Origin of the sequence: Planomonospora parontospora (genome assembly GCA_014647935.1) — a bacterium.
Taxonomy (GTDB): Bacteria; Actinomycetota; Actinomycetes; order Streptosporangiales; family Streptosporangiaceae; genus Planomonospora; species Planomonospora parontospora.
The window spans coordinates 47,150-68,223 of sequence record BMQD01000003.1; the positions used below are offsets into that span (position 1 = coordinate 47,150).

19 protein-coding genes are annotated in these 21,074 nt (G+C 72.6%); 10 read left to right on the forward strand and 9 right to left on the reverse strand.

The window, feature by feature from the left end; genetic code table 11:
• Nucleotides 1–40 precede the first annotated feature (40 nt).
• The 6 genes from IEZ07_RS05560 to IEZ07_RS05585 form a co-directional block, all read right to left on the reverse strand.
• Nucleotides 41–880 carry an undecaprenyl-diphosphate phosphatase gene (locus IEZ07_RS05560; protein WP_196466474.1) on the reverse strand — a complete coding sequence of 280 codons (840 nt, stop codon included), beginning with the start codon at nt 878–880 and terminating at the stop codon, nt 41–43.
• A 262-nt stretch (nt 881–1,142) separates the two neighbouring features.
• Nucleotides 1,143–1,601: a DUF6098 family protein gene (locus IEZ07_RS05565; protein WP_191894089.1), complete on the reverse strand. Its 459-nt coding sequence runs from the start codon at nt 1,599–1,601 to the stop codon at nt 1,143–1,145.
• Nucleotides 1,602–1,800: 199 nt separating this feature from the next.
• Complete coding sequence (locus IEZ07_RS05570; RefSeq protein ID WP_068896319.1) at nt 1,801–2,217, reverse strand: CBS domain-containing protein; 417 nt, start codon at nt 2,215–2,217, stop codon at nt 1,801–1,803.
• A gap of 119 nt (nt 2,218–2,336) precedes the next feature.
• Nucleotides 2,337–2,534, reverse strand: a complete 198-nt coding sequence (locus IEZ07_RS05575) for a hypothetical protein (protein WP_068896321.1) — start codon at nt 2,532–2,534, stop codon at nt 2,337–2,339.
• 480 nt (nt 2,535–3,014) lie between these two features.
• Entirely contained in the window at nt 3,015–4,541 is a 1,527-nt protein-coding gene (locus IEZ07_RS05580) for a M28 family metallopeptidase (RefSeq protein WP_191893805.1), read from the reverse strand.
• A 215-nt stretch (nt 4,542–4,756) separates the two neighbouring features.
• Nucleotides 4,757–6,292, reverse strand: a complete 1,536-nt coding sequence (locus tag IEZ07_RS05585) for a M28 family peptidase (protein ID WP_239319625.1) — start codon at nt 6,290–6,292, stop codon at nt 4,757–4,759.
• A gap of 315 nt (nt 6,293–6,607) precedes the next feature.
• Between IEZ07_RS05585 and IEZ07_RS05590 the strand changes: the two genes are divergently transcribed.
• Nucleotides 6,608–6,799 carry a PspC domain-containing protein gene (locus tag IEZ07_RS05590; RefSeq protein ID WP_068896325.1) on the forward strand — a complete coding sequence of 64 codons (192 nt, stop codon included), beginning with the start codon at nt 6,608–6,610 and terminating at the stop codon, nt 6,797–6,799.
• Between the two features lie 13 nt (nt 6,800–6,812).
• The gene (gene lipB, locus IEZ07_RS05595; protein WP_191893807.1) at nt 6,813–7,448 is read left to right on the forward strand and encodes a lipoyl(octanoyl) transferase LipB; all 636 of its coding nucleotides are present in this window, start codon (nt 6,813–6,815) and stop codon (nt 7,446–7,448) included.
• Nucleotides 7,449–7,530: 82 nt separating this feature from the next.
• On the opposite strand, the gene IEZ07_RS05600 is transcribed toward lipB, so the two are convergent.
• Nucleotides 7,531–9,075, reverse strand: coding sequence for an amino acid permease (locus tag IEZ07_RS05600; RefSeq protein WP_191893808.1), 1,545 nt, complete (start codon nt 9,073–9,075; stop codon nt 7,531–7,533).
• Nucleotides 9,072–10,022 carry a phosphotransferase gene (locus tag IEZ07_RS05605; RefSeq protein ID WP_191893809.1) on the reverse strand — a complete coding sequence of 317 codons (951 nt, stop codon included), beginning with the start codon at nt 10,020–10,022 and terminating at the stop codon, nt 9,072–9,074. Before IEZ07_RS05605 ends, IEZ07_RS05600 begins: the two co-directional genes overlap by 4 nt.
• 85 nt (nt 10,023–10,107) lie before the next feature.
• Between IEZ07_RS05605 and IEZ07_RS05610 the strand changes: the two genes are divergently transcribed.
• From IEZ07_RS05610 to IEZ07_RS05645, 8 genes are all read left to right on the forward strand, one after another.
• On the forward strand, nt 10,108–12,741 hold the full coding sequence (locus IEZ07_RS05610; protein ID WP_191893810.1) for a GcvT family protein: 2,634 nt from the start codon (nt 10,108–10,110) through the stop codon (nt 12,739–12,741).
• A gap of 50 nt (nt 12,742–12,791) precedes the next feature.
• A complete protein-coding gene (locus tag IEZ07_RS05615; RefSeq protein WP_191893811.1) occupies nt 12,792–13,418 on the forward strand; it encodes a TetR/AcrR family transcriptional regulator in 627 nt (208 codons plus the stop codon).
• The gene (locus IEZ07_RS05620) at nt 13,415–14,029 is read left to right on the forward strand and encodes a PH domain-containing protein (protein WP_191893812.1); all 615 of its coding nucleotides are present in this window, start codon (nt 13,415–13,417) and stop codon (nt 14,027–14,029) included. The genes IEZ07_RS05615 and IEZ07_RS05620 overlap by 4 nt, the downstream gene beginning before the upstream one ends.
• Nucleotides 14,026–15,771: a PH domain-containing protein gene (locus tag IEZ07_RS05625; protein WP_191893813.1), complete on the forward strand. Its 1,746-nt coding sequence runs from the start codon at nt 14,026–14,028 to the stop codon at nt 15,769–15,771. The genes IEZ07_RS05620 and IEZ07_RS05625 overlap by 4 nt, the downstream gene beginning before the upstream one ends.
• Before the next feature lie 105 nt (nt 15,772–15,876).
• Nucleotides 15,877–17,043 carry a DUF8832 domain-containing protein gene (locus IEZ07_RS05630; protein ID WP_307729007.1) on the forward strand — a complete coding sequence of 389 codons (1,167 nt, stop codon included), beginning with the start codon at nt 15,877–15,879 and terminating at the stop codon, nt 17,041–17,043.
• 117 nt (nt 17,044–17,160) lie between these two features.
• A complete protein-coding gene (locus tag IEZ07_RS05635) occupies nt 17,161–19,377 on the forward strand; it encodes a heavy metal translocating P-type ATPase (RefSeq protein WP_191893814.1) in 2,217 nt (738 codons plus the stop codon).
• 159 nt (nt 19,378–19,536) lie between these two features.
• Nucleotides 19,537–19,800, forward strand: a complete 264-nt coding sequence (locus IEZ07_RS05640; RefSeq protein ID WP_191893815.1) for a ribbon-helix-helix domain-containing protein — start codon at nt 19,537–19,539, stop codon at nt 19,798–19,800.
• A complete protein-coding gene (locus IEZ07_RS05645) occupies nt 19,800–20,192 on the forward strand; it encodes a type II toxin-antitoxin system VapC family toxin (RefSeq protein WP_191894090.1) in 393 nt (130 codons plus the stop codon). Before IEZ07_RS05640 ends, IEZ07_RS05645 begins: the two co-directional genes overlap by 1 nt.
• A gap of 18 nt (nt 20,193–20,210) precedes the next feature.
• On the opposite strand, the gene IEZ07_RS05650 is transcribed toward IEZ07_RS05645, so the two are convergent.
• Nucleotides 20,211–20,867 carry a Pr6Pr family membrane protein gene (locus tag IEZ07_RS05650; RefSeq protein WP_191893816.1) on the reverse strand — a complete coding sequence of 219 codons (657 nt, stop codon included), beginning with the start codon at nt 20,865–20,867 and terminating at the stop codon, nt 20,211–20,213.
• Nucleotides 20,868–21,074 lie beyond the last annotated feature (207 nt).

Genomic DNA, 21,074 nt, shown 5'->3' on the forward strand with positions numbered 1-21,074 from the left:
GACCATGACGGGCTCCGGGCGGGGACCGGTCCCGCCCGGGTCACCCCTGGCCCGCGGAGGGGTCCAGGACGCCGAAGCTCACCAGGGCGATGATCACCACGCCGAGGACCACCCGGTAGATCACGAAGCCGGTGAAGCGGTGGGTGCTGATGTACTTCAGGAACCAGGAGACCGCCGCGTAGCCGACCGCGAACGAGATCACGGTCGCCAGGATGGTCGGCCCCCAGGCGGGCGCCTGCTCCTCGCCGATGTCGAACAGCTTCAGCACGCCCGCGCCCAGCACGGCGGGGATGGCCAGCAGGAAGGAGTACTTCGCGGCCTCCTCGCGGCGGTAGTCGAGCAGCAGTCCCGCGGTGATCGTGCCGCCGGAGCGGGAGACGCCCGGGATCAGGGCGAGGGACTGGGCGAGGCCGTAGACGACGGAGTGGGTGAAGCTGAGGTGCCGCTCCAGCGTGAGCTTGTCGCGGGCCTTCCGGTCGGCGAGCCAGAGGATCAGGCCGAAGACGATCAGCGTGGTGCCGATCAGGCGCAGGTCCCGGAAGATCGTGTCGATCTTCTCCTCGAACAGCAGGCCCAGGACGAGGATCGGGAGCGTGCCGACGATCACGTACCAGCCCATGCGGGCGGCGTGGTGCGCGCGCAGCGCGGGCGTCCACAGGGCCCGGGTCCAGGTGGAGATGATCTCCCAGATCTCCTTGCGGAAGTAGATGAGCACCGCGGCCTCGGTGCCGAGCTGGATCACCGCGGTGAAGGCGGCGCCCGGATCCGGCCAGCCGAGGAAGGCGGAGACGACCCGGATGTGGGCGCTGGAGGAGATGGGCAGGAACTCCGTCAGTCCCTGAAGGAGTCCGAGGACCACCGCTTCGAACCAGCCGATCAACGTGGATGCCTTCCCTGCCGCGCCTGCGTGACCTAGGCGAGGTTAGCGGAGGCATGGGGCGGCCGTGACTCGGCCATAAGGCTGAGGGCCCCGTCCCGCTCCGCTCGGTCCCGCCCGGCTCGGTCCCCTCGGCTTGACTCGGCTCGGCCCGACTCGGCCGGGATCGGGGAGCGGAGTGGGGCCGGGTGGAACCGGGGGCCGGAGTGGGACGGGCGGGACCGGATGGGACCGGATGGGACCGTGGGCCGGAACGGGGCCGGGGTCAGCCGGCGCGTGAGCCGGACTCCCGGTCGAGGGGCCCCCACGCGTCGGCGCCCTGGCTGCCGATCAGCTGCTCGGCCTCCTCCATGACGGCGTCGTCGACGGTGGCCACGGCCTCGTGGCACTCGATGAGGGGCTCGTTGTCGGGCCCCCGGCCCACCTCCCGGCCGGACAGGACCCACGCCCTGACCCCGGGTCCCCGTTCGCGGCGCAGGTGGGAGTAGTCGTGCAGGCGGCGGGCCGCCCACAGCCGGACCGGTCGGTTCCCCCACCAGTCCTCGACGTCCAGGGGATTGGCGGACAGGCCCGGCAGCGCGGCCCCGGTGAGGGAGTCCCGGCTGCACCCGCTGGCCTCGTCCCTCTCCAGGTCCCTGGACCACCGGATGAACAGACCCCGTCGCTCGTCCAGCAGTGCCGTCAGCTCCGACAGGCTGGTGATGGTGGGTGGTCGCGACACCATGGCGTTCACCTCGTCTCCCCGTGCTGATCGACGGTTCCCCCGTACGCCCGCCTCATGCCCGGATCGTGCGGGCGGCCGGCACGTCCACGCCGCCGGGTACGGCACGGCGCGCCCACCTCGCCGGTACGGCACGGCACGTCCACCCCGCCGGGTACGGCACGGCCGGGGCCGCCGGGCGGCGGCCCCGGCCGACGCGTCGTCAGCGGTTCCCCTTCGCCGCGGAGATGTCGGCCAGAGCCGAGTCGGAGTCGCGGTCGATCGCCAGGTCCCCGATGCTCACGATGCCGACGGCGTGGTCGTTCTCGACCACGGGCACCCGCCGCACCGCCTTGTCGCGCATCAGCTGCACGACCTGCTCGATGCTGGTGTCGGGCCCGACCGTCGTGAGCTCCTCGCTGCACGCCTCGCGGACCGGGGTGTCGGGGCCCTTGTCCTGGGCCACGACGCGGACGGCGATGTCGCGGTCGGTCACGATCCCGCTGACATGGCCGTCGTCGGTGAGGATCACCGCGCCGGTGTCCTCGCTGACCATCAGCTGAGCCGCGACGGATACGGGCTGGCTCGCATCGAGGGTCGCCGGATCGGCCGTCATCACATCGGCCACCGTCTTGCTCATGGGTCCTCCTCTGCTCGCGCTTGCCGGATTTCCTACCCCTCACGAAACGGACAAACAGGGATATTTAACGCGCGAGCCGGTGCCCACCCCTCAGGTGGGCACCGGCTCGCGGCGCACGGTCACGCAGGGTACGGCGGCCGCTGGTCCGGTGGCACCCCGCCGCCCTCCCCGCCGCCCTTGTTGCCCTTGTCCGTGCCGTGCGGACGGCCTCCGGAGGCCGCGGTGCCGCTGGGCGTCTCGGGCATGACGTCGAGGTTCTCATCGTTGGTCGGCGCCCCGCCGGATCTGCGGAGCTCCGGTTGCTGTGGCTGGGTCATGGTCTTCTCCTCGCCGTTGGAGAGGGTCTGTCTTCCCGATGAGGGGGACGATGTCCCGCCGGGGCGGACCCGCGCCCGGCACGCCGGCCGGTCGCCGGAGGGCCGCCGGAAGGTCGCCGGAGGGTCCCGCCCCTCCTCGTCTGGAGGCTGCCCGGAAGCGGGAGGGGCGAACCTTAACGTATGGGCTATTTGGTGTTATATCCGGCAATTAGGGCATGTGGGGATTATGACGATGCCAGAGGAGAACCAGCCCAAGACTGCCGATAATGACCCTCTGTTGGAGTCCGTCGCCGAAGAGGGGCGGGACGAGGAGCGGTCCGGGAACGGCGGCGGGGAGGCTGCGACCGGCGGGACCGGCGACGAGGGCCGCGGCGACTGACCGCGGCTCGGTGCTGCCCGCCGGTGCGCGACGGCCGCCGGACGGCGCGGGCGGTCTTCGCCCCGCCACCCGGCGACGGTGTCGCACACCGGCGGGATCCCCTACGGCCGGACGATCGACACGTCGTCCACCCCGGCCTCCACCAGGGAGGCTCCCGAGGCGTCGGCCGCCTCGACGAGGATCCGCACGGTCTGCCCGGCGAAGGCCGAGACGTCGGCCTCCGCGGAGCTCCAGGCGCCGTCGCGGTCGGTGGCCGCGCCGAGCTGCTGGAACACCTGGGTCGTCCCGGACGGGCCGACGACCTTCACCCTCAGGTAGTCGGCGCTGGAGGAGTTGGAGCCGTGCGCCAGGTACCAGGAGAAGCGGAGCCTGAGCGCCCCGTCCGCCGGCAGGGCGATCTCCGGTGAGCGGATGCTCGTGACGCCGCCGTCGATGTCGTAGGCGCCGGCCGAGGAACCCGCCAGGCGGCCGGTGACCAGGTCGTTGACGCCGCTGACCGTGGTGCCGAGCTGCTTGGTCCCGCTGGAGGAGGTGGCCGCCGGGTCACCGCGCTCCCACTGGCCGGAGGTGGCGGTGTCGGTGCCGGACGGGTTCGCCGTCCAGCCGGTCGCCGTCTCGAACGTGTCCTGCCAGACGGCCTGCGGCGGGACGGCCGTGGCGATCGTCCACACGGCGTAGGCGATCGCGTCGGCGTTGCGGTCCAGCGCGGTGTCGCTGATGTTGGCGGTCGTGTCGCAGGACCGGTGGTAGCAGGGGTCGAACGCGCGCCCCGCCGTACCGCCCCACAGGGTGGCCTGGGCGCTGGTCTTGGTGCCCTCCGCGCCGGTGAACGTGCCCCCGGCCGGGATGCCGACGGCGATGAACGGGCCGTAGTCGGAGCGGCCGTCGAAGTCGGTGCCACGGGTCGGCACGCCGATCGAGGCGAAGTAGTCCTGGAGCGTCCGCTCCAGCTGGGCGGAGCCCGCCGGGCCGGGGCCCGAGCCGGTGCCGTCGGAGTTGTCGCCGTCGTAGACGAAGTAGCCGGCGTTGGGCGAGCCGACCATGTCGAAGTTCAGATAGCCCTTGATCTTCGCGCGCTCGGCGGACGGGAGGTTGTTCACGTAGTACTGCGAGCCGCGCAGGCCCAGCTCCTCGGCGCCCCACCAGGCGAAGCGCAGGTGCTTGGCCGGGGTGAGGCCCCGGCGGGCCACCTCCAGGGCGGTCTCCAGGATGGCGGCGCTGCCGGAGCCGTTGTCGTTGATGCCGGGGCCCGAGGTCACGCTGTCGAGGTGCGCGCCGACCATGAGGACGTCGTTCGGGTCGCCGCCCGGCCAGTCGGCGATGACGTTGTAGCCGGTCGCGCCGCCGTAGGTGAACGACTGCAGGGTGGTGGTGAACCCGGCGCCGTCCAGCAGGCCCTTGACGTAGTCGGCCGAGGCCCGGTAGCCGGGACGGCCGTGGGCGCGGTTGCCGCCGTTGGCGGTGGCGATGGACTGGAACTGGGACAGGTGGGCCTTCACGGCCGCGAGGGGGATGTCGGGCGGGGCGGCCGCCGACGCGGTGGGGATCATCAGGGGGGTGAGTGCCAGCGGGACGGCCAGGATCGCCGCCATCCCGATGGACCTGCCGATGGTTCGCAGGGTGCGCATCGTGCTCCTCGGGTCGGAGGTGGAAGGGTTCCCCCGAGCGGCGCGCACCCCTGGGTGGGGGTGCGCGCCGTACAGCATGGTGGTGCGCTTCGCGGGGCGCGGCGCGTCCCGCCCCGGCCGGTCGACGACCCCGGCCGGTCACCCGGGCCGGTTCACGGCCCCGGCGCCGGCCGGGGACCGCTCCGGCGGGCCACTGAGTGGGTTACCGGGTCGGGCTACTTGGCGGGCTCGGCGTGCTTGCCGTCCTTGCCGTGCGCGTGCGCGTGGGCGGCGGGAGCGGCGGCCGACTTCGCCCGGGCGGCGGCGTTCCGGTCGGGGATGGTGGACAGGTCGTAGGCGTAGAAGGTGGTCGCGTAGGCGATGGCCTTGGAGTTGCGCTCCAGCGCGGCGGCGTTGATGTTGGTGATGCCGTCGCAGGCCGCGTGGTAGCAGGGGTCGTACGGCGCGCCGGCGGTGCCGCCGAACTTCGCCGCCTGCTCCTCGGTCTTGATGCCTTCGGCGCCGGTGAAGATGCCGCCGGAGGGGATGCCGTTGGCGATGAACGGGCCGTAGTCGGAGCGGCCGTCGAAGTCGGTGCCCTCGAAGCCCAGGCGGCGCTTGGCGTAGTACTTCTCGAAGAGCTTCTCGATCTCGGCGGAGCCCGCCGGGCCCGCGCCCGCGCCCTCGGCGTCGGAGTCGTCACCGTCGTAGAGGAAGGTGACGTCGTTCGGGGAGGCGACCATGTCGAAGTTCAGGTAGAGCCGGATCTTGTCCTTCTCCGCCTGGGACAGGCCCGCGACGTACTGCTCGGAGCCGAGCAGGCCGAGCTCCTCGGCGCCCCAGAAGGCGAAGCGCAGCTTGTGCTTGGTGGGCACCTTGGCCAGCTTCAGCGCGGTCTCCAGGATGGCGGCGCTGCCGGAGCCGTTGTCGTTGATGCCGGCGCCCTCGGGCACGCCGTCCAGGTGGGCGCCGACCATGACGATCTCGCCCTTCTTGCCCCACCGCGAGTCGGCGATGAGGTTCTTGGTCCTGCCCACCGTGGTGGCGGCGTCGACCTTCAGGCGCACGGTGGTGCCGGGGCTGTCGGCCAGGTCGAGGCCGACCGCGGTGCTCGCCATCACGATCGGGAAGCCGAAGCGCCACTCGACGATGTCGAACTCCAGCGGGTCGGTACGGCCCGGCTGGCCCTCGTTGAAGAAGATCACACCGGCCGCGCCCGCCTCCTTGGCGTTGGTGGCCTTGTCGACGAACGGGCAGGTGCCGCGCTGGAGCAGCGCGATCCGGCCGGGGACGAAGCCGTCGAAGTCGGCGTCCTCGCAGCCCGCGGTGGAGGTGTTGGGGGTCTCCGGGGTCGGGATGACCGCGTCGACCACCTGGACCTCCGCCGTGACGTCCCCGCCGGCGGAGGAGTGCACGGTCACGAAGTCGGTGCCGACCGTGTAGGTCTTGGCCTCGGGGGCGGTCTGCTGCAGGACCGCGGGGGAGAACTCCTCCCAGCTGAGCGGGAACTCGACGTCGGTGGTCGAGGTCGTGTAACCGGCGCGGCGCAGCTTGTCCTGCACGTAGGCGAGGGAGGCGTCGTAGCCGGGGCTGCCCGCGGCGCGGTTGCCGCCGTTGGCGGTGGCGATCTCCTGGAACTTCTGCAGGTGCTTCTGCACGTTCTTGCCCTTGACCTGGTAGGTCATGGCGGTGGCGAGGACGTCGGGGACGTCGACCGTGGACGCGCTCGCCGGAGTGGTGAGGGCGAGGGGAAGGGCGAGGGCCGTGGCCATGGTGGCCACTGTGAGGCCACGGGCCGCTCCGCGTCGGAATTTCAAGCGCATAACGCTCCTCGGGAGTGTGCTTGGGGGGTCCCCATTCCGTACTAGAGCGGAACGTACCGTGATCAATCGCCAACGCATAGAGGAGCTGACGCGGAGTTGCGCGAATAGTTACAGAATCCGGTCGACGCGGGGCCGAAGTGTCATGGATGTCCGGCGGTGCCGGGACCGCCGACCCTGTCAGGGTTTTCTCAGGGACGTCCGGGGAACGGGGGTCTCTCCGTCGCTCGTTCTGACAGATGAAGACCGACGAACCGGGGAGAGACCATGCACCGTTCGAGAAAGCACAAGATCATCGCTGGCGTCTGCGGCGGGATCGCCGACAGCCTCGGCCTGCCGCCCACGCTCGTCCGGGTGCTCTGGCTGGTGCTCTCGCTCATCCCGGGGCCGCTCTGGATCGCCTACGTGGCCCTGTGGATCCTCATGCCGAAGGCGCCGGAGACCGTCTACGGGCGCTGAATAGACTCGGGGCATGAGGCGACGCCCCCTGTCACTGATCCAGGACGACCTGGTCGACTACGAGAAGGCCATGGACCGGATGGCCGAGCTGGTCGGCGAGCGGCAGCGCGACGAGCGGCCGGACACGCTCTGGCTGCTCAGCCACCATCCCGTCTACACCGTCGGCAGGCGCACACCGGAGCAGCACCTGCCCGACCCGTCCCGCGGCATCCCCGTCCTGAGCACCGGGCGCGGCGGCCAGCTCACCTACCACGGCCCCGGCCAGCTGGTCGGCTACCTCATCGTCAAGCTCGGCGAGGGGGAGGGGATCGTCGACTACGTGCGCGAGGTCGAGCTCCGGCTCGTCGGCGCGCTGGACGCCCTGGGGGTCCCGGCCGAGCGGCGGGACACCCCGCCCGGCTCCGAACTGCTCACCGGCGTCTGGACGCGCGCGACCGGACGGAAGATCGTCTCGATCGGCATGCGCCAGAGCCGGGGCGTCACCAGCCACGGGTTCGCCCTCAACGTCGACGGCGACCTGACCCCGTGGAACTGGGCGGTGCCCTGCGGCATGCCGGAGGTGGAGATGACCTCGCTGGCCAACGAGGGCGTCGCGACCGCCATGGACGGCGTCCGCGACGCGGTGGCGGCGGCCTTCGAGGCGCGCTGACCCCGCGGTGGGAGGGGCCGGGGCGCTCCGGGTCCGGCGGGCCGGGGGAGGGACCCGGCGGGCCCGGAGCGCCCGGGCCGGATCAGGGGACGGGCTCGGGCTCGCCGGTGGCGGCGTCGTCGTCGACCGTACGGCGCGGCCCGGTGAACCAGTGCCGGGCCGACAGCGCCCACCACAGCCCCACGCTCAGGACCATGACGCCCACCACGATGGGCGCGTAGTTCACCGCGGTCCAGGTGAAGTCCTCGCTGAACGGCACCGCCTCCGGGACCAGCGGCATGACGAAGTAGACCGAGACGACCGCGATCTCGACGATCGCGATCCAGCACATCACCCTGTACCTGCGTCCCAGCGTCCACGGGCCGGGCTCGAAGCGGTCGCCCATCCGCAGCCGGAGCCAGATCGGGATCAGGAACGCGAGGTAGAGCCCGATGACCGCGACCGAGACGACCGCGTAGAACGCGAGCGGCAGGCCGTTCGGGGCCTCGTAGAGCGCGGGCAGGGTGAGGGCCAGGGCCAGCACGCAGCCGAAGACGATCGCGTTGACCGGGGTCCGGTTGGCGTCGACCCTCGACCAGAGCCGCCAGCCGGGGATCGCGCCGTCCCGCGAGAAGGCGTAGGTCATCCGGGACATCGAGGTCACGCAGCTCATGCCGCAGAAGAACTGGCCGACGGTGGAGATCGCGAAGATCGCGGTGGCCAGGTTGCCGGGGAGCGCCGAGTCGAAGATGGCGCCCACGAAGCCGCCCGCCTCGTTGACCGCCTGCACGTCGGTGGCCGCGAACAGGAAGGCGAGCAGCACGATCCAGCCGCCGATCGCCGAGTAGAAGATCGACTGCCACAGACCCCGGGCGGCGGCCGTGGACGCGCCCTGGGTCTCCTCCGACACGTGCGCGCACGCGTCGAAGCCGGTGATCGTGTACTGGGTCAGCAGGAAGCCGAGCGGGAGCACGTAGAACCAGTAGGACGTGTCGGAGAAACCGGAGTTGTTGATCGTCTCGGTGAAGACGAACGACATCGACTGGTGCGAGTCGGGCCCGAAGACCAGGATCAGCACGACGGCGGCGGCGCCGAACACGTGCCACCACACCGAGACGTTCTGCAGCACCGAGATCAGCCGGTGGCTGTAGACGTTGATCAGCGCGTGCAGCACCAGGACGACCGCGAACAGGATGAAGGTGTTGCCGAGCGAGACCTCGAACCCCGGCGCGAACCGGTTGACCGTGATGTTCATGAACGTCGCGCAGCCGTAGTCGACCGAGGCGGTGACCGCGATCAGGCCGATGAGGTTGAACCACCCGGTGAACCAGCCGTGCACCGGCCGGCCCATCTTCGCCGCCCACCAGTAGATGCCGCCGGCGGTCGGGTAGGCCGAGACCAGCTCGGACATGCACAGGCCGATGATCAGGATGAAGACCGAGATCAGCGGCCAGCCCCAGGAGATGGCGACCGGGCCGCCGTTGTTCCAGGCCTGGCCGAAGGTGGTGAAGCAGCCGGCGAGGATGGAGATGATCGAGAAGGAGATGGCGAAGTTGGAGAAACCGCTCCAGGTCCTGGAGAGCTCCTGCTTGTAGCCGAGTTCGGCGAGTCGTCTCGCGTCCTCGTCCACCGGGGCCGGCTCGGTCATTCGGGCCTCCTTGCGTCGTGCGGGGGGTGGGGGGATCCGGGGCCCGCGCCCCGGACGTCGTCGATCAGCCGTCCGAATCCCGGGTCGGCGAGGTCCCGTACGGCCCGCGCGAACTTCCCGGCCGCCTCGGCCTCGTAGTCGAAGCCGGCGGCGGCGGCCTGCTCGCGCAGCAGCCCGTGGTGCACGGAGAACCAGAGGGTCCAGGTGACGTTCGACATGATCAGGTTGAGCCGGACCCGGGCGGCGAGCCGCGGGCTGTCCTCGCCGAAGTACTCCCGGGCCAGCCGGCGGGTGAGGTCCGGGTCGTACTCCGCCTCGGCCGCGATGTCACCCAGTTCGAAAGCCGGGTCGCCGTTCCCGGAGAGCTGGTAGTCGACGATCCGCACCTCGCCGTCGCAGAGGATGAAGTTCGCCGGGAGCAGGTCGTTGTGGCAGGGCACGGCCGGCAACGGGCGCGCGGCCAGCGCGTGCTCGATCTCGGCGACGGCCGGGAGCGCGTCCTCGTAGCCGCCGGGGGTGCGCAGGCCGTGCCTGCGGCACAGGGCGAGGAACTCCTCCAGCTTGCGGAAGACCGAGAAGCCGCCGACGAACGGGGGCCCGGCGTGCAGGCGGCGGCAGGCGGCCGCGATCGGTCCGGGCAGGGCCCGTACGGCCCGCGCGTCCAGCGTGACGCCGTCGAGGTACTCCAGCAGCAGGGCGCCGGGCATGCGGTGCAGGACCCGCGGGCCGACCCCGGCCTCGGCCGCCCGGAGGGTGTTGGCGATCTCGTCGTCGAGCGGGATGCCGAGGCCTGCGGCCGAGACCCGGGGGTCGAGGACCCGCAGCAGCCAGCGCCGCCCGTCGGCGGCGTCCACCCGGGCGACGCGGTGGCTGAGGCCGCCCGCCAGCGGCGTCTCGGTGACGGGTTGTCCCGCCCATTCGCGGACGCGCGCGAGAGCGTCTGGCATGCCGCACTCCTTTGGCCTACCTTCAGACCATTGATCCGATTCTGCGGACGAGTCGTTACAGGGCCAGTCACAGGGGGTTCCGGACATGAGACATCCCGACTCCGCGAGGGCCGTCGTGATCGGCGGCGGCGTGGCCGGTTGCAGCGTGGCCTACCACCTGGCGCGGCTCGGCTGGACCGAGGTCCTCCTGGTGGAGCGGCACGGGCTCACCGAGGGGACCACCTGGCACTCGGCCGGTTTCGTGGGCCAGCTCCGCTCGACGGTCACCCAGACGAAGATGATCATGTATTCGGCCGGCCTCTATCCCGAGCTGGCCGAGCTCACCGGGCTGGACCCCGGCTGGCGCGGGGTGGGCGGGCTCCGGCTGGCGACCACGCCGGAGCGGGTGGAGGAGTCGCTGCGCCTGGCCGGGGCCGCGGAGACCTACGGGCTGGACGTCGCGGTGCTGTCCGGGGCGGAGGCGGGGGAGCGGCTGCCGCTGCTGGAGACGGCGGACGTGCGGGCCGCGCTCTGGCTGCCGGGTGACGGCTGGCTCGACCCGGCGCTGCTGGCCCGGGCACTGGCCGCCGGGGCGGAGAAGCTGGGCGCGCGCATCCTCACCGGGACCGAGGTGACCGGTTTCGACATCGAGGACGGCGAGGTCACCGGGGTACGGCTGGCCCGGGCCGCGCGGCCGGGCGCGGGTGCGGGAACGGGTGCGGGTGCGGAGACGGACGTGAGCGCGGGGACCGCTGCCGGTGCGCGGACCGGCGCCGGTGCCGGGGCGGACGCGGAGGCGGAGACGGGGGCGGGTGCCGGGACCGAGGAGTGGTCCGTCCGGACCGGGACGGTCGTCATCGCCGCCGGGGCGGCCAGCGGGCGGCTGGGGCGGCTGGCGGGGGTGGACATCCCGGTCGTGCCGATCAAGCACCAGTACGTCGTCACCGAGCCTTTCGGGGTCTCCTCCTCCATTCCCACGGTCCGGGACCCGGACAACATCGTGTACTTCCGGGAGGAGGCCGGGGGGATCCTCGTCGGGGGGTACATCCGCACCCCCGAGGTCTGGGACACGCCCGCGCCCCTGGCCGAGCCCCGGACGCTGTTCCCCGCCGACCTGCCGAAGTTCCAGGAGTCGTGGGAGTCGGCGGTCCGGAGGGTCCCGGCGCTGGGCCGTACGGAGATCGTGAAGGTGGTGCACGGGCCCGAGGCGTTCACGCCGGACGGCGAGTTCCTGCTCGGCCCGACCCCGGTGCGCGGCCTGTGGGCGGCGGCCGGGTTCTGCGTGCACGGGCTGGCCGCGGCGGGCGGCGTGGGCAAGGTCATGGCCGAGTGGATCACGGACGGCACGCCCGAGTACGACCTGTTCGGCATGGACCTGCGCCGCTTCGGCGGCCACGCCCGGTCGGCCGCCTGGGCGCGGTCCAGGGCCCTGGACGCCTACTCGACGTACTACGACATCGTCTACCCGGGCGAGGAGCGCACCGCCGCCCGGCCGCTGCGCCGCTCCCCCGCCTGGGTACGGCACGCGGAGCTGGGCGCCGCGTTCGGCGAGAAGGCGGGCTGGGAGCGGGTCAACTGGTTCGAGTCGAACGCCGGGGACGGGTCGCCGGAGGGCGACGCGGAGCGCGGCGGCACCGGAGCGGGCGGTGCGGATCGCGCCGGGTCGGGCGGCGCGGGGAGCGTCCCCGGGGTCCGGGGGAGGGGGACCCGGCCGGAGGGGTGGGCCGGGCGGATCTGGTCGCCGGCCGTGCGCGCCGAGTGCCTGGCCACGCGGGACGCGGCCGGGCTGTTCGACCAGACGTCGTTCGCCAAGCTGGAGGTCTCCGGTCCCGACGCGCTGGAACGGCTCCAGCGGGCCTGCGCCGGGGAGCTGGACCGGCCCGTCGGCTCGGTCGTCTACACCCAGCTGCTCAACGCCCGCGGCGGCATCGAGGCCGACCTGACCGTCACCCGCCTGGCCGCCGGCCGCTTCCGCCTGGTCACCGGGACCGCCTTCGGCGTGCACGACGCCGCCTGGCTGCGCGGGCACGGGCTGGAGGTGCGCGACGTCACCTCCGCCCACGCCTGCTACTGCCTGTGGGGCCCGCGCGCGCTGGACGTCCTCGGCGCGCTTAGCCCCGACGACCTGGCCTTCGGCTACCTGTGGGCTCGGGAGATCAGCGTGGGGAACGTCCCGGTGCTGGCCCAGCGGGTCACGTTCGTGGGCGAGTTCGGCTGGGAGCTGTACTGCCCGTCGGAGTACGGCCTCACGCTCTGGGACGCGCTGATGCGGGCCGGCGCGCCGTACGGCCTGCGTCCCGGCGGGTACCGGGCGATCGACTCGATGCGCCTGGAGAAGGGCTACCGGGTCTGGGGCCTGGACATCACCCCGGAGACCACCCCGCTGGAGGCGGGCCTGGGCTTCGCGGTCGCGCGGGACAAGGACTTCCTCGGCCGCGAGGCCCTGCTGCGGGACGCCGGACCCGCGCGGCGGCTGCGCTGCCTGGTCCTCGACGACCCCCGGCAGGTCTGCCTGGGCGGGGAGCCGGTCCGGATCGGCGGCGAGCCGGCCTCCCGCGTGACGAGCGGCGGGTACGGCCACCGGGTGGACCGCTCGATCGCCTACGCCTACCTGCCCACCCACCTGGTCCCGGGGGACCGGGTCCAGGTGGGCGTCACCGGGACCTGGGCGGACGCGTCCGTGGCCGCCGAGCCGCTCTACGACCCCGCGTCCGAGCGGGTCAGGCGGCTGCCGGACTGACCGGCCCGCGGGCGAGCCGATGATATGACCGCATGTGCTATTTTTTGACCATGCGGTCAGAAAATGAGCCAGTCGGCCAGGAAGGGCGTTCCTTCATCGAGACGGCCCGGCGGGCGCAGATCGTCGCCTGTGCGATCGAGGTGATCGCCGAGGTGGGTTACGCGCAGGCGTCGCTGGCGCTGATCGCCAAGCGGGCCGGGATCAGCAAGGGCGTGATCTCCTACCACTTCAAGGGCAAAGACGAGCTGATCCAGCAGGTGGTCGACGAGGCGTTCACCCTCGGCGACGCCTTCACCCGCCCGCGGGTCGAGGCCCAGACCACCGCCGCGGCCATGCTCGGCGCCTACATCGAGTCGACCGTCGAGTTCTACCGGACCCACCGGGCTCACATGATCGCTCTGTCGGACATCTGGTCGGCCTTCCGCCATACCGACGGCAGGCCGAGGCTCGACATGAGCGCCAACGAGCCGGAGGTGTCGTCCGTCGAGGAGATCCTGCGGTTCGGGCAGCTCGCGGGGGAGTTCCGTGAGTTCTCCACCCGGGTGATGGCCGTCACGGTCAAGCAGGCGGTCGACGGCGTGTTCATCCAGCTGGCGGCTCATCCCGATCTCGACTTCGACGCCTACGCGCGCGAACTCGTCACGACCTTCGACATCGCGACCAGGAAGGAACGATGACGCCCCCCGAGCCCGGTCCCCGGCCCATCTCCTCGCCCGTCTCCTCGCCCGCCCCCGGGCCCGCCTCCTGGTCGGCGGCTTCCGGGCCCGGCTCCCCGCCCGGCCCGCCCGCGGGCGGGGAGCCGCCGTCCGGTCTCCGTCCTCCGCGCCACCCGGTGGACGGCCGCGCGATCGGCTGGTGGACCGGCCAGGCGCTGGTGCTGGTCGCCCCGCCCGTGCTGGTCCTGCTCCTCCTCGGCCTGCTGATCCCGCCTGCCCGGTTCTGGCTGCTGCTCCCGGCCCTGGTCCTCGCCGTGCCCGGCCTGGTCTACACGCTGGTGATGCCCCGGGTGCGCCATCGCGTGCACCGCTGGGAGATCACGGATGACGCGGTCTACACCGCCTCCGGATGGATCTGGCACAAGTGGCGGGTCGCCCCGATGTCCCGGATCCAGACCGTGGACACGGTCAGGGGCCCGATCCAGCAGATCTTCGGTCTGGCCGGGGTGATCGTGACCACGGCCTCGGCCGCTGGGGCGATCAAGATCAACGGGATCGACCGGGTCCTCGCCGCCGAGCTCGCCGAGCGCCTCACCGCCCGCACCCAGGCCGTTCCGGAGGACGCCGCATGAGCCGGGACGAGTACGCCGCCGGTGCCGGAACCACCGCGGCCGCCGGGGTCGCCGAGGCCGCCGACGGCACCGGGAACGCCCGGAACACCGAGCACGCCGTAGCCGCGGAGAACGCCGGACACGCCGAGCACGCCGTAGCCGCGGAGAGCGCGGAGAACAGCGGGGGCACCGACGCCGGGGACGAGGGGTCCAGGGCGCGGTGGTCGCGGCTCGACCCGCGGCTGCTCCGGTTCACCCTGGCCAGGTCGCTCGGGCCGGCGGCGCCCGTCGCGACGACGCTGCCGTTCGCCCGTGACGGGCTCGGCCTCCAGGCGGCCGTCACGCTCGGCGTGATCCTCGTGGTCTTCGCCGCGATCGCGGTGGCCGGTCTCGTCCGCTACGCGACCACCCGGTACCGGGTCACCGCCGAGCGGGTGGAGTTCCGCTCCGGACTCGTCTTCCGGAGGCGTCGCTCGGTCCCGCGCGACCGGGTGCGCAGCGTCGACCTCGAGGCCGACCCGCTGCGGAGGTTCTTCGGCCTGGCCACGGTCACGATCGGCACGGGCCGGACGGACGACGGGAAGGGGCTCGTCATCGACGGGGTGTCCCGCGCCGCCGCCCGCCTGCTCCGGGTGGAGCTGCTGGGCCGTACGGATCCGGCGGACTCCGTCATCGCGGAGCTGCGTCCCGCCTGGATCCGCTACGCCCTGCTGAGCAGCTGGTCGCTGCTGATCGGCCTGGCCCCGTTCGGGGTGTTCTTCCGGGTGCTGGACGCCTTCGGAGTCGATCCGGCCGAGGTCGGCTTCCTCGGCTACCTCTGGAGCCGCGTCACCGCGACGGACCCGTTCGTGGTCACGGCCGTCGCAGTCGCGATCGTGCTCTCCATCGGCCTGTCCGGCGCCCTGCTGCTGTACGTGGAGTCGTGGTGGAACTTCCGGCTGACCCGCGAGCCCGACCGCGCGTTCTCGATCCGGCGCGGCCTGCTGACCACCCGGTCCGTGACGCTGGAGGAGCGCCGGCTGTACGGGGTCGAGCTGGCCGAGCCGCTGCCGCTGCGCTGGGGTGGCGGAGCCAGGCTGAAGGCCGTGGCCACCGGCCTCGGCGAGGACGAGTCGGTCGTCCTGCTGCCGCCCGCCCCGCGCGCCGAGGCGCACCGGGTCGCCGGGGCCGTGCTCGCCGCTGCGACGCCCGCAGCGGCACCTGTGGAGAAGGCGTCCACGGAGCCGCCCGTGGAGGCGCCTGCACCGACGCCCGTGGAGCCGCCCGTGGAGGCGGTCGGAGAGGTGTCCGGGAAGGCGTCGCCCACCCTGGCGCCGCTGGCCGCCCACCCCCGTGCCGCGCTCCGCCGCAGGGTCGTCCGGGCGCTCTGGCCGCCGATGGTCGTCTCCGCGGTCCTGGGCGGGCTCGCCGCCTGGCTGAGCTGGGTCCCCGGCCTCCTCTGGCTGGCCGGTCCCGCCCTGCTCCCCGCCGCCCTGCTCCTGGCCCTCGACGCCTACCGCAACCTGGGCCACGGTCTCCACGGCCCCTACCTCGTCACGCGGTACGGCACCGCCCGGCGCAGGACCGTGGCGCTGCGCCGTACCTCGATCATCGGCTGGACGGTCGGCCGGTCGCCCTTCCAGCGCCGGGCAGGCCTGATCACCCTGGCGGCGACGACGGCGGCGGGCGGAGGGTCGTACGAGGTCGTGGACGTCTCCGTCGCGGAGGGCCTGGCCTTCGCGGAGGAGTCGGTCCCCGGTCTGCTGGCGCCGTTCGTCCGCTGACATCGCCGAAGTCGAATATACCCCCCCTGGGTTGTCTTTCGTGATCCCTTGTGGCATCCTGAGGCTGCAGAGATACCCCATAGGGGTATTCGGAGAGGGGGAGAGATGAACGGCGCGACCAAGGTGGGGGCGTACGTGCTCGGGCTGGCCGCCGTCTTCGGCGGCGCGTTCGGCGCCGGAAGGCTCGCCGGGCCGGTCGGGGAGACCGGCGGTGCGCCGGCCGGGCACGTGGCGGCCGGAGCCTCCGGCGGCGCGGGCCACGCGGGCGACGCGCACGCGGGAGCGGAGAAGCAGGTCGGATCCACCGGGACCGCAGGGGCGCCCGGGCTGCCCGGCGGGCTCCAGGTGTCGGCGGGCGGATACACGCTGGTGCCGAGGACCGACGTGGTCGAGCCGGGCGAGAAGACGGACTTCCGCTTCTCGGTGACCGGCCCCGACGGCCGCCCGGTGACCCGGTTCACCCCGCAGCATGAGAAGGAACTGCACTTCATCGTGGTCCGCCGGGACCTGACCGGCTTCCAGCACCTCCACCCCGTCCGGGAGGCCGACGGCACCTGGTCGGTCCCGCTGACCCTCCCCGAACCGGGGGAATACCGTGCGTTCGCCGACTTCGCCCCCGAGGGCGCGGAGGGCATGACGCTCGGCACCGACCTGTCGGCCCCCGGCGACTACCGGCCCGAGCTCCTCGGCGAGCCCGTGCGCACCGCGACCGTGGACGGCTACACGGTCACCCTCGCCGGCGACCTGGTCCCCGGCCGGTCGAGCGGGCTGACGCTCTCGGTGAGCAGGGACGGCGAGCCGGTCATGGACCTGGAGCCCTACCTGGGCGCCTACGGCCACCTCGTCGCGCTGCGCGACGGAGACCTGGCCTACCTGCACGTCCACCCGGGAGGCGAGCCCGGCGACGGGAGGACCGCGGCCGGGCCCGGCATCACCTTCCACGCCGAGGTGCCCAGCGCGGGGGCCTACCGCCTGTTCCTCGACTTCAAGCACGGCGGCGAGGTCCGGACCGCAGAGTTCACCGCGGTCACCGCGGGCACGCCGCCGCCGGCCGGAGACGACGGCGACCGGTCCGGTGGCGGACCCGGGGCGGACCGGTCCGGTGACGGGCCCGAGGCGGACCGGTCCGGTGACGGGCCCGAGGGTGGGGACGGCGGCGGTGCGAAGGACGGCGGTGCGAAGGACGGCGGCAAGGGCCGGGACGGGGACGAAGACGGGGACGCCACCCCGTCGCCCGAGGCGTCTCACGGCGCCGACGGACACGGCCACTGACCGAGGAACACCCCCCGGGGGTTAAGTGTTCTCCGGATGGGAGGGGCGGCGGACACCCCGATTACCGCCTGCGGCTCCGAGCCGCGCACGATGGATCGACGAGCAAGAGGAGAGGCCATGTCCACGACCACCACCAGGCCGCCCGCCGGCGGCGGCGAGATCGAGCTCGCCATCGGCGGTATGACGTGCGCCTCCTGCGCGAACCGGATCGAGCGCAAGCTCAACAAGCTGGACGGCGTGAGCGCCACGGTCAACTACGCCACCGAGAAGGCGAAGGTCGTCTACGCCGGGAGCGTCAGCCCCGAGGACCTGGTCGCCGAGGTGGAGAAGGCCGGCTACACCGCCGAGCTGCCCGCCGTACGGGAGGAGCCGGGGGAGGGGGAGCGCGACGAGCTCGCGCCGCTCCGCCAGCGGCTGGTCACCTCGGCCGTGCTCTCCGTCCCGGTCGTCGCGATGGCGATGGTCCCGGCGCTGCAGTTCGACAACTGGCAGTGGCTCTCGCTGGCGCTGGCCGGACCCGTCGTGCTCTACGGCGGCTGGCCGTTCCACCGGGCGGCCTGGACCAACCTGCGCCACGGCGCGGCGACCATGGACACCCTCGTCTCCCTCGGCACGCTCGCCGCCTTCGGCTGGTCGCTCTGGGCCCTGTTCTTCGGCACGGCCGGCATGCCGGGCATGCGGCACGGCTTCGAGTTCACCCTGGCCAGGGGCGACGGGTCGGGCAACATCTACTTCGAGGCCGCCGCCGGAGTGATCGCCTTCATCCTGGCCGGCCGCTACTTCGAGGCCCGCTCCAAGCGGCGGGCGGGCGCCGCGCTCCACGCGCTGCTGGAGATGGGCGCCAAGGAGGTCACGCTCGCCTCGGGCGAGCGAGTCCCGGCCGAGCGGCTGGCGGTCGGCGACCTCTTCCTGGTACGGCCCGGCGAGAAGATCGCCACCGACGGCGTGGTCGAGGAGGGCTCCTCGGCGGTGGACGCCTCGATGCTGACCGGCGAGCCGGTGCCGGTGGAGGTCCGCCCCGGCGACGCCGTGGTCGGCGCGACCGTGAACGCCGGCGGACGGCTCGTGGTCCGGGCCACCCGGGTCGGCTCCGAGACCCAGCTCGCCCGGATGGCGCGGCTGGTGGAGGATGCGCAGAACGGCAAGGCGCAGGTGCAGCGGCTGGCCGACCGGATCTCCGGGGTCTTCGTGCCGATCGTGATCGCCCTCTCGCTGGCCACCCTGGGTTTCTGGCTGGGCACCGGCACCGGCACGGCCGCCGCCTTCACCGCTGCGGTCGCGGTGCTCATCATCGCCTGCCCGTGCGCGCTGGGCCTGGCCACCCCGACCGCGCTGATGGTCGGCACCGGCCGGGGCGCCCAGCTCGGCATCCTGATCAAGGGCCCCGAGGTGCTGGAGTCCACCCGGCGGATCGACACCGTCGTCCTGGACAAGACCGGCACCGTGACCACGGGGAAGATGACCCTGTCCGGCGTCCTCACCGCGGAGGGGGAGAGCCGCGAGGAGGTCCTGCGGCTGGCCGGCGCCCTGGAGTCCGCCTCCGAGCACCCGATCGCCCAGGCGATCGCCCGCGCCGCGGAGTCCACCGCGAAGGTCGAGGACTTCGCCAACGTGGAGGGCCTGGGCGTGCAGGGCGTCGTGGACGGCCACGCCGTGCTCGTCGGCCGCCCGCAGCTGCTGGCCGAGTGGTCCCAGCACCTGCCCGCCGACCTGGCACGGCGGATGGAGGAGGCGCAGGAGCGGGGCGAGACCGCGGTCGCGGTCGGCTGGGACGGGCGGGCCCGCGCGGTGCTCACCGTCGCCGACGCGGTCAAGCCCACCTCGGCCGAGGCGGTCGCCGTCCTGCGCGAGCTGGGCCTGCGCCCGGTCCTGCTCACCGGCGACCACGGGACGGCGGCCCGCCGGGTCGCCGCCGAGGTCGGCATCGACGAGGTGATCGCCGAGGTGCTCCCCGCCGACAAGGTGGACGTGGTCAAGCGGCTCCAGGCCGAGGGCCGCACGGTCGCCATGGTCGGCGACGGTGTCAACGACGCCGCGGCGCTGGCCCAGGCCGACCTCGGCATGGCGATGGGCACCGGCACCGACGTGGCGATCGAGGCCTCCGACCTGACCCTGGTCCGGGGCGACCTGCGGGTGGCCGCGGACGCGATCCGCCTGTCGCGCCGGACCCTGGCCACGATCAAGGGAAACCTGTTCTGGGCCTTCGCCTACAACGTGGCCGCACTGCCGCTGGCCGCGCTCGGCCTGCTCACCCCGATGATCGCCGGCGCCGCGATGGCGTTCTCCTCGGTCTTCGTGGTCAGCAACAGCCTCCGCCTGCGCCGCTTCCGCTGAGCCCGCTCCGGCGCCCCGGGTCTTTCACGGGATCCGGGGCGTCGCCGTACGGGAGGCCAGGCGGGGTGGGGCGACGAGGCCGTGGTCCGAAGGCGGGTCACCAGATGATCGAGATGACTTTATCGCCTTATGGGTAGGACTAATGCTACCGTCGGTAGCATGAGTGGTGGAACCAAGAAATTCAGCGTCACAATCCCCGAGCACCTCGCCGAGACTGTGCAGGAACGGATCGGCAAGGGCAGTTTCTCGGCTTACGTCTCCGAGGCGCTCATGCGGCAGGTCGAGCGGGACGACCTGAGTGAGCTCATCGCCGCGGCCGAAACCCAGCACGGTCCCGTGGATCCCGCCAGAGTCGAGGTCAAGGGCGCTCTCCTGCAGACGGATCCCGGTGCGCGGGATGACGACCGCACCTCGGCCGCGTGATGCCGGGATCGCTCGTCCTCGACTGTGAGGGCCTGTCCAAGGCGATCATTCAGGACGTGGAGATGACCGAGTGGCTGGCGGCGGCCAAGACGAAGGACGTCCGTGTCATCGTCAGCGCCGCCAGCCTCGTTGAGGTGTCGCACCCCCGGCTGAACCGTGCCCGCTACGAATGGACCGTCTCCAGGTTGATCGTCGAGCCTGTCACCGGGGAGATCGCACGTGAGGCGTCCCGTCTGCTCGCCTCCGCCGGCCTGCACGGGCACAAGCACGCCATTGACGCGATGGTGTGCGCCACCGCGCTCCGGTCGCCCGGGCCGGTGACCGTGCTGACCTCCGACGTCGAGGACATCACGGTCATCGGGCAGGAGCGCCTGCGCGTCGTGGGGATCTGAGGCGGCCGGGCAGCGGCGTCACGGCAGTGCGCCGGTCTCCTCGGGGAGTCGGGGCGCCGCCGTGCGGGAGGCCAGGCGGTGCAGGGCGACGAGGACGTAGCCCAGGACGGCGAAGCCGGCCGTGAGGAAGACCGCCTGGAGCGCGACGCCGTCGTAGCCGAGCCGGTCCACGTCGAGGAAGGGGTACGGGTAGCGCCGCTCGGTGCCCGGCGCGAGTAGGGCGCCGCGGGTCAGCGCGAAGACGAGGTAGGCGGCCGGGTAGGCCAGCCACACGAGCGGCTTGGTCCACCTGGGGCGCAGGGCGCGGTCGAAGAGCAGCCAGTCGGCGAAGGCCATGATCGGTGTCACGTAGTGCAGCAGCAGGTTGCCCATGTCCTGGACGTCGTTCCCCCGGCCGTCGGGGAGCAGCCCCAGGGGGCTCGCGCCGTGGGTCAGGATGAAGTGGGCGACCAGGCCGGTGATGGAGATGAACAGGGTCGCCGCGCCCTTGAGGAACGCCGACGGCAGGCCCCGGCCCGACAGCTGCCAGACGTGGTAGGCCACCAGCATGATGTTGCTCTGCACGGTGAAGTAGACCGGCGGATTGAGCGGATCGGCCGCCGCCAGCCAGGTGCAGAGCAGCCCCGCCAGACCCGCGGCGACCAGCACGATCCGGTAGGTCTTCGTCCCGTTCACCCGCACACCATACTGGTAGGTAGTGGGCTTATCGGACGGAAAGGGCATCAAATGCCTTGTCTCGCGTGACCGGACACCCGGCATCCGCATGGCGGACGTACGGGAGGGCCCGGCGATGTCACGGGCCCCGTGGTTTCAGCGGGTATCACGGTCCGGAAGGCGCCGGGGTCCGCAGGGCAGCGAGGTCCGGAAGGCGCCGGGGTCCGC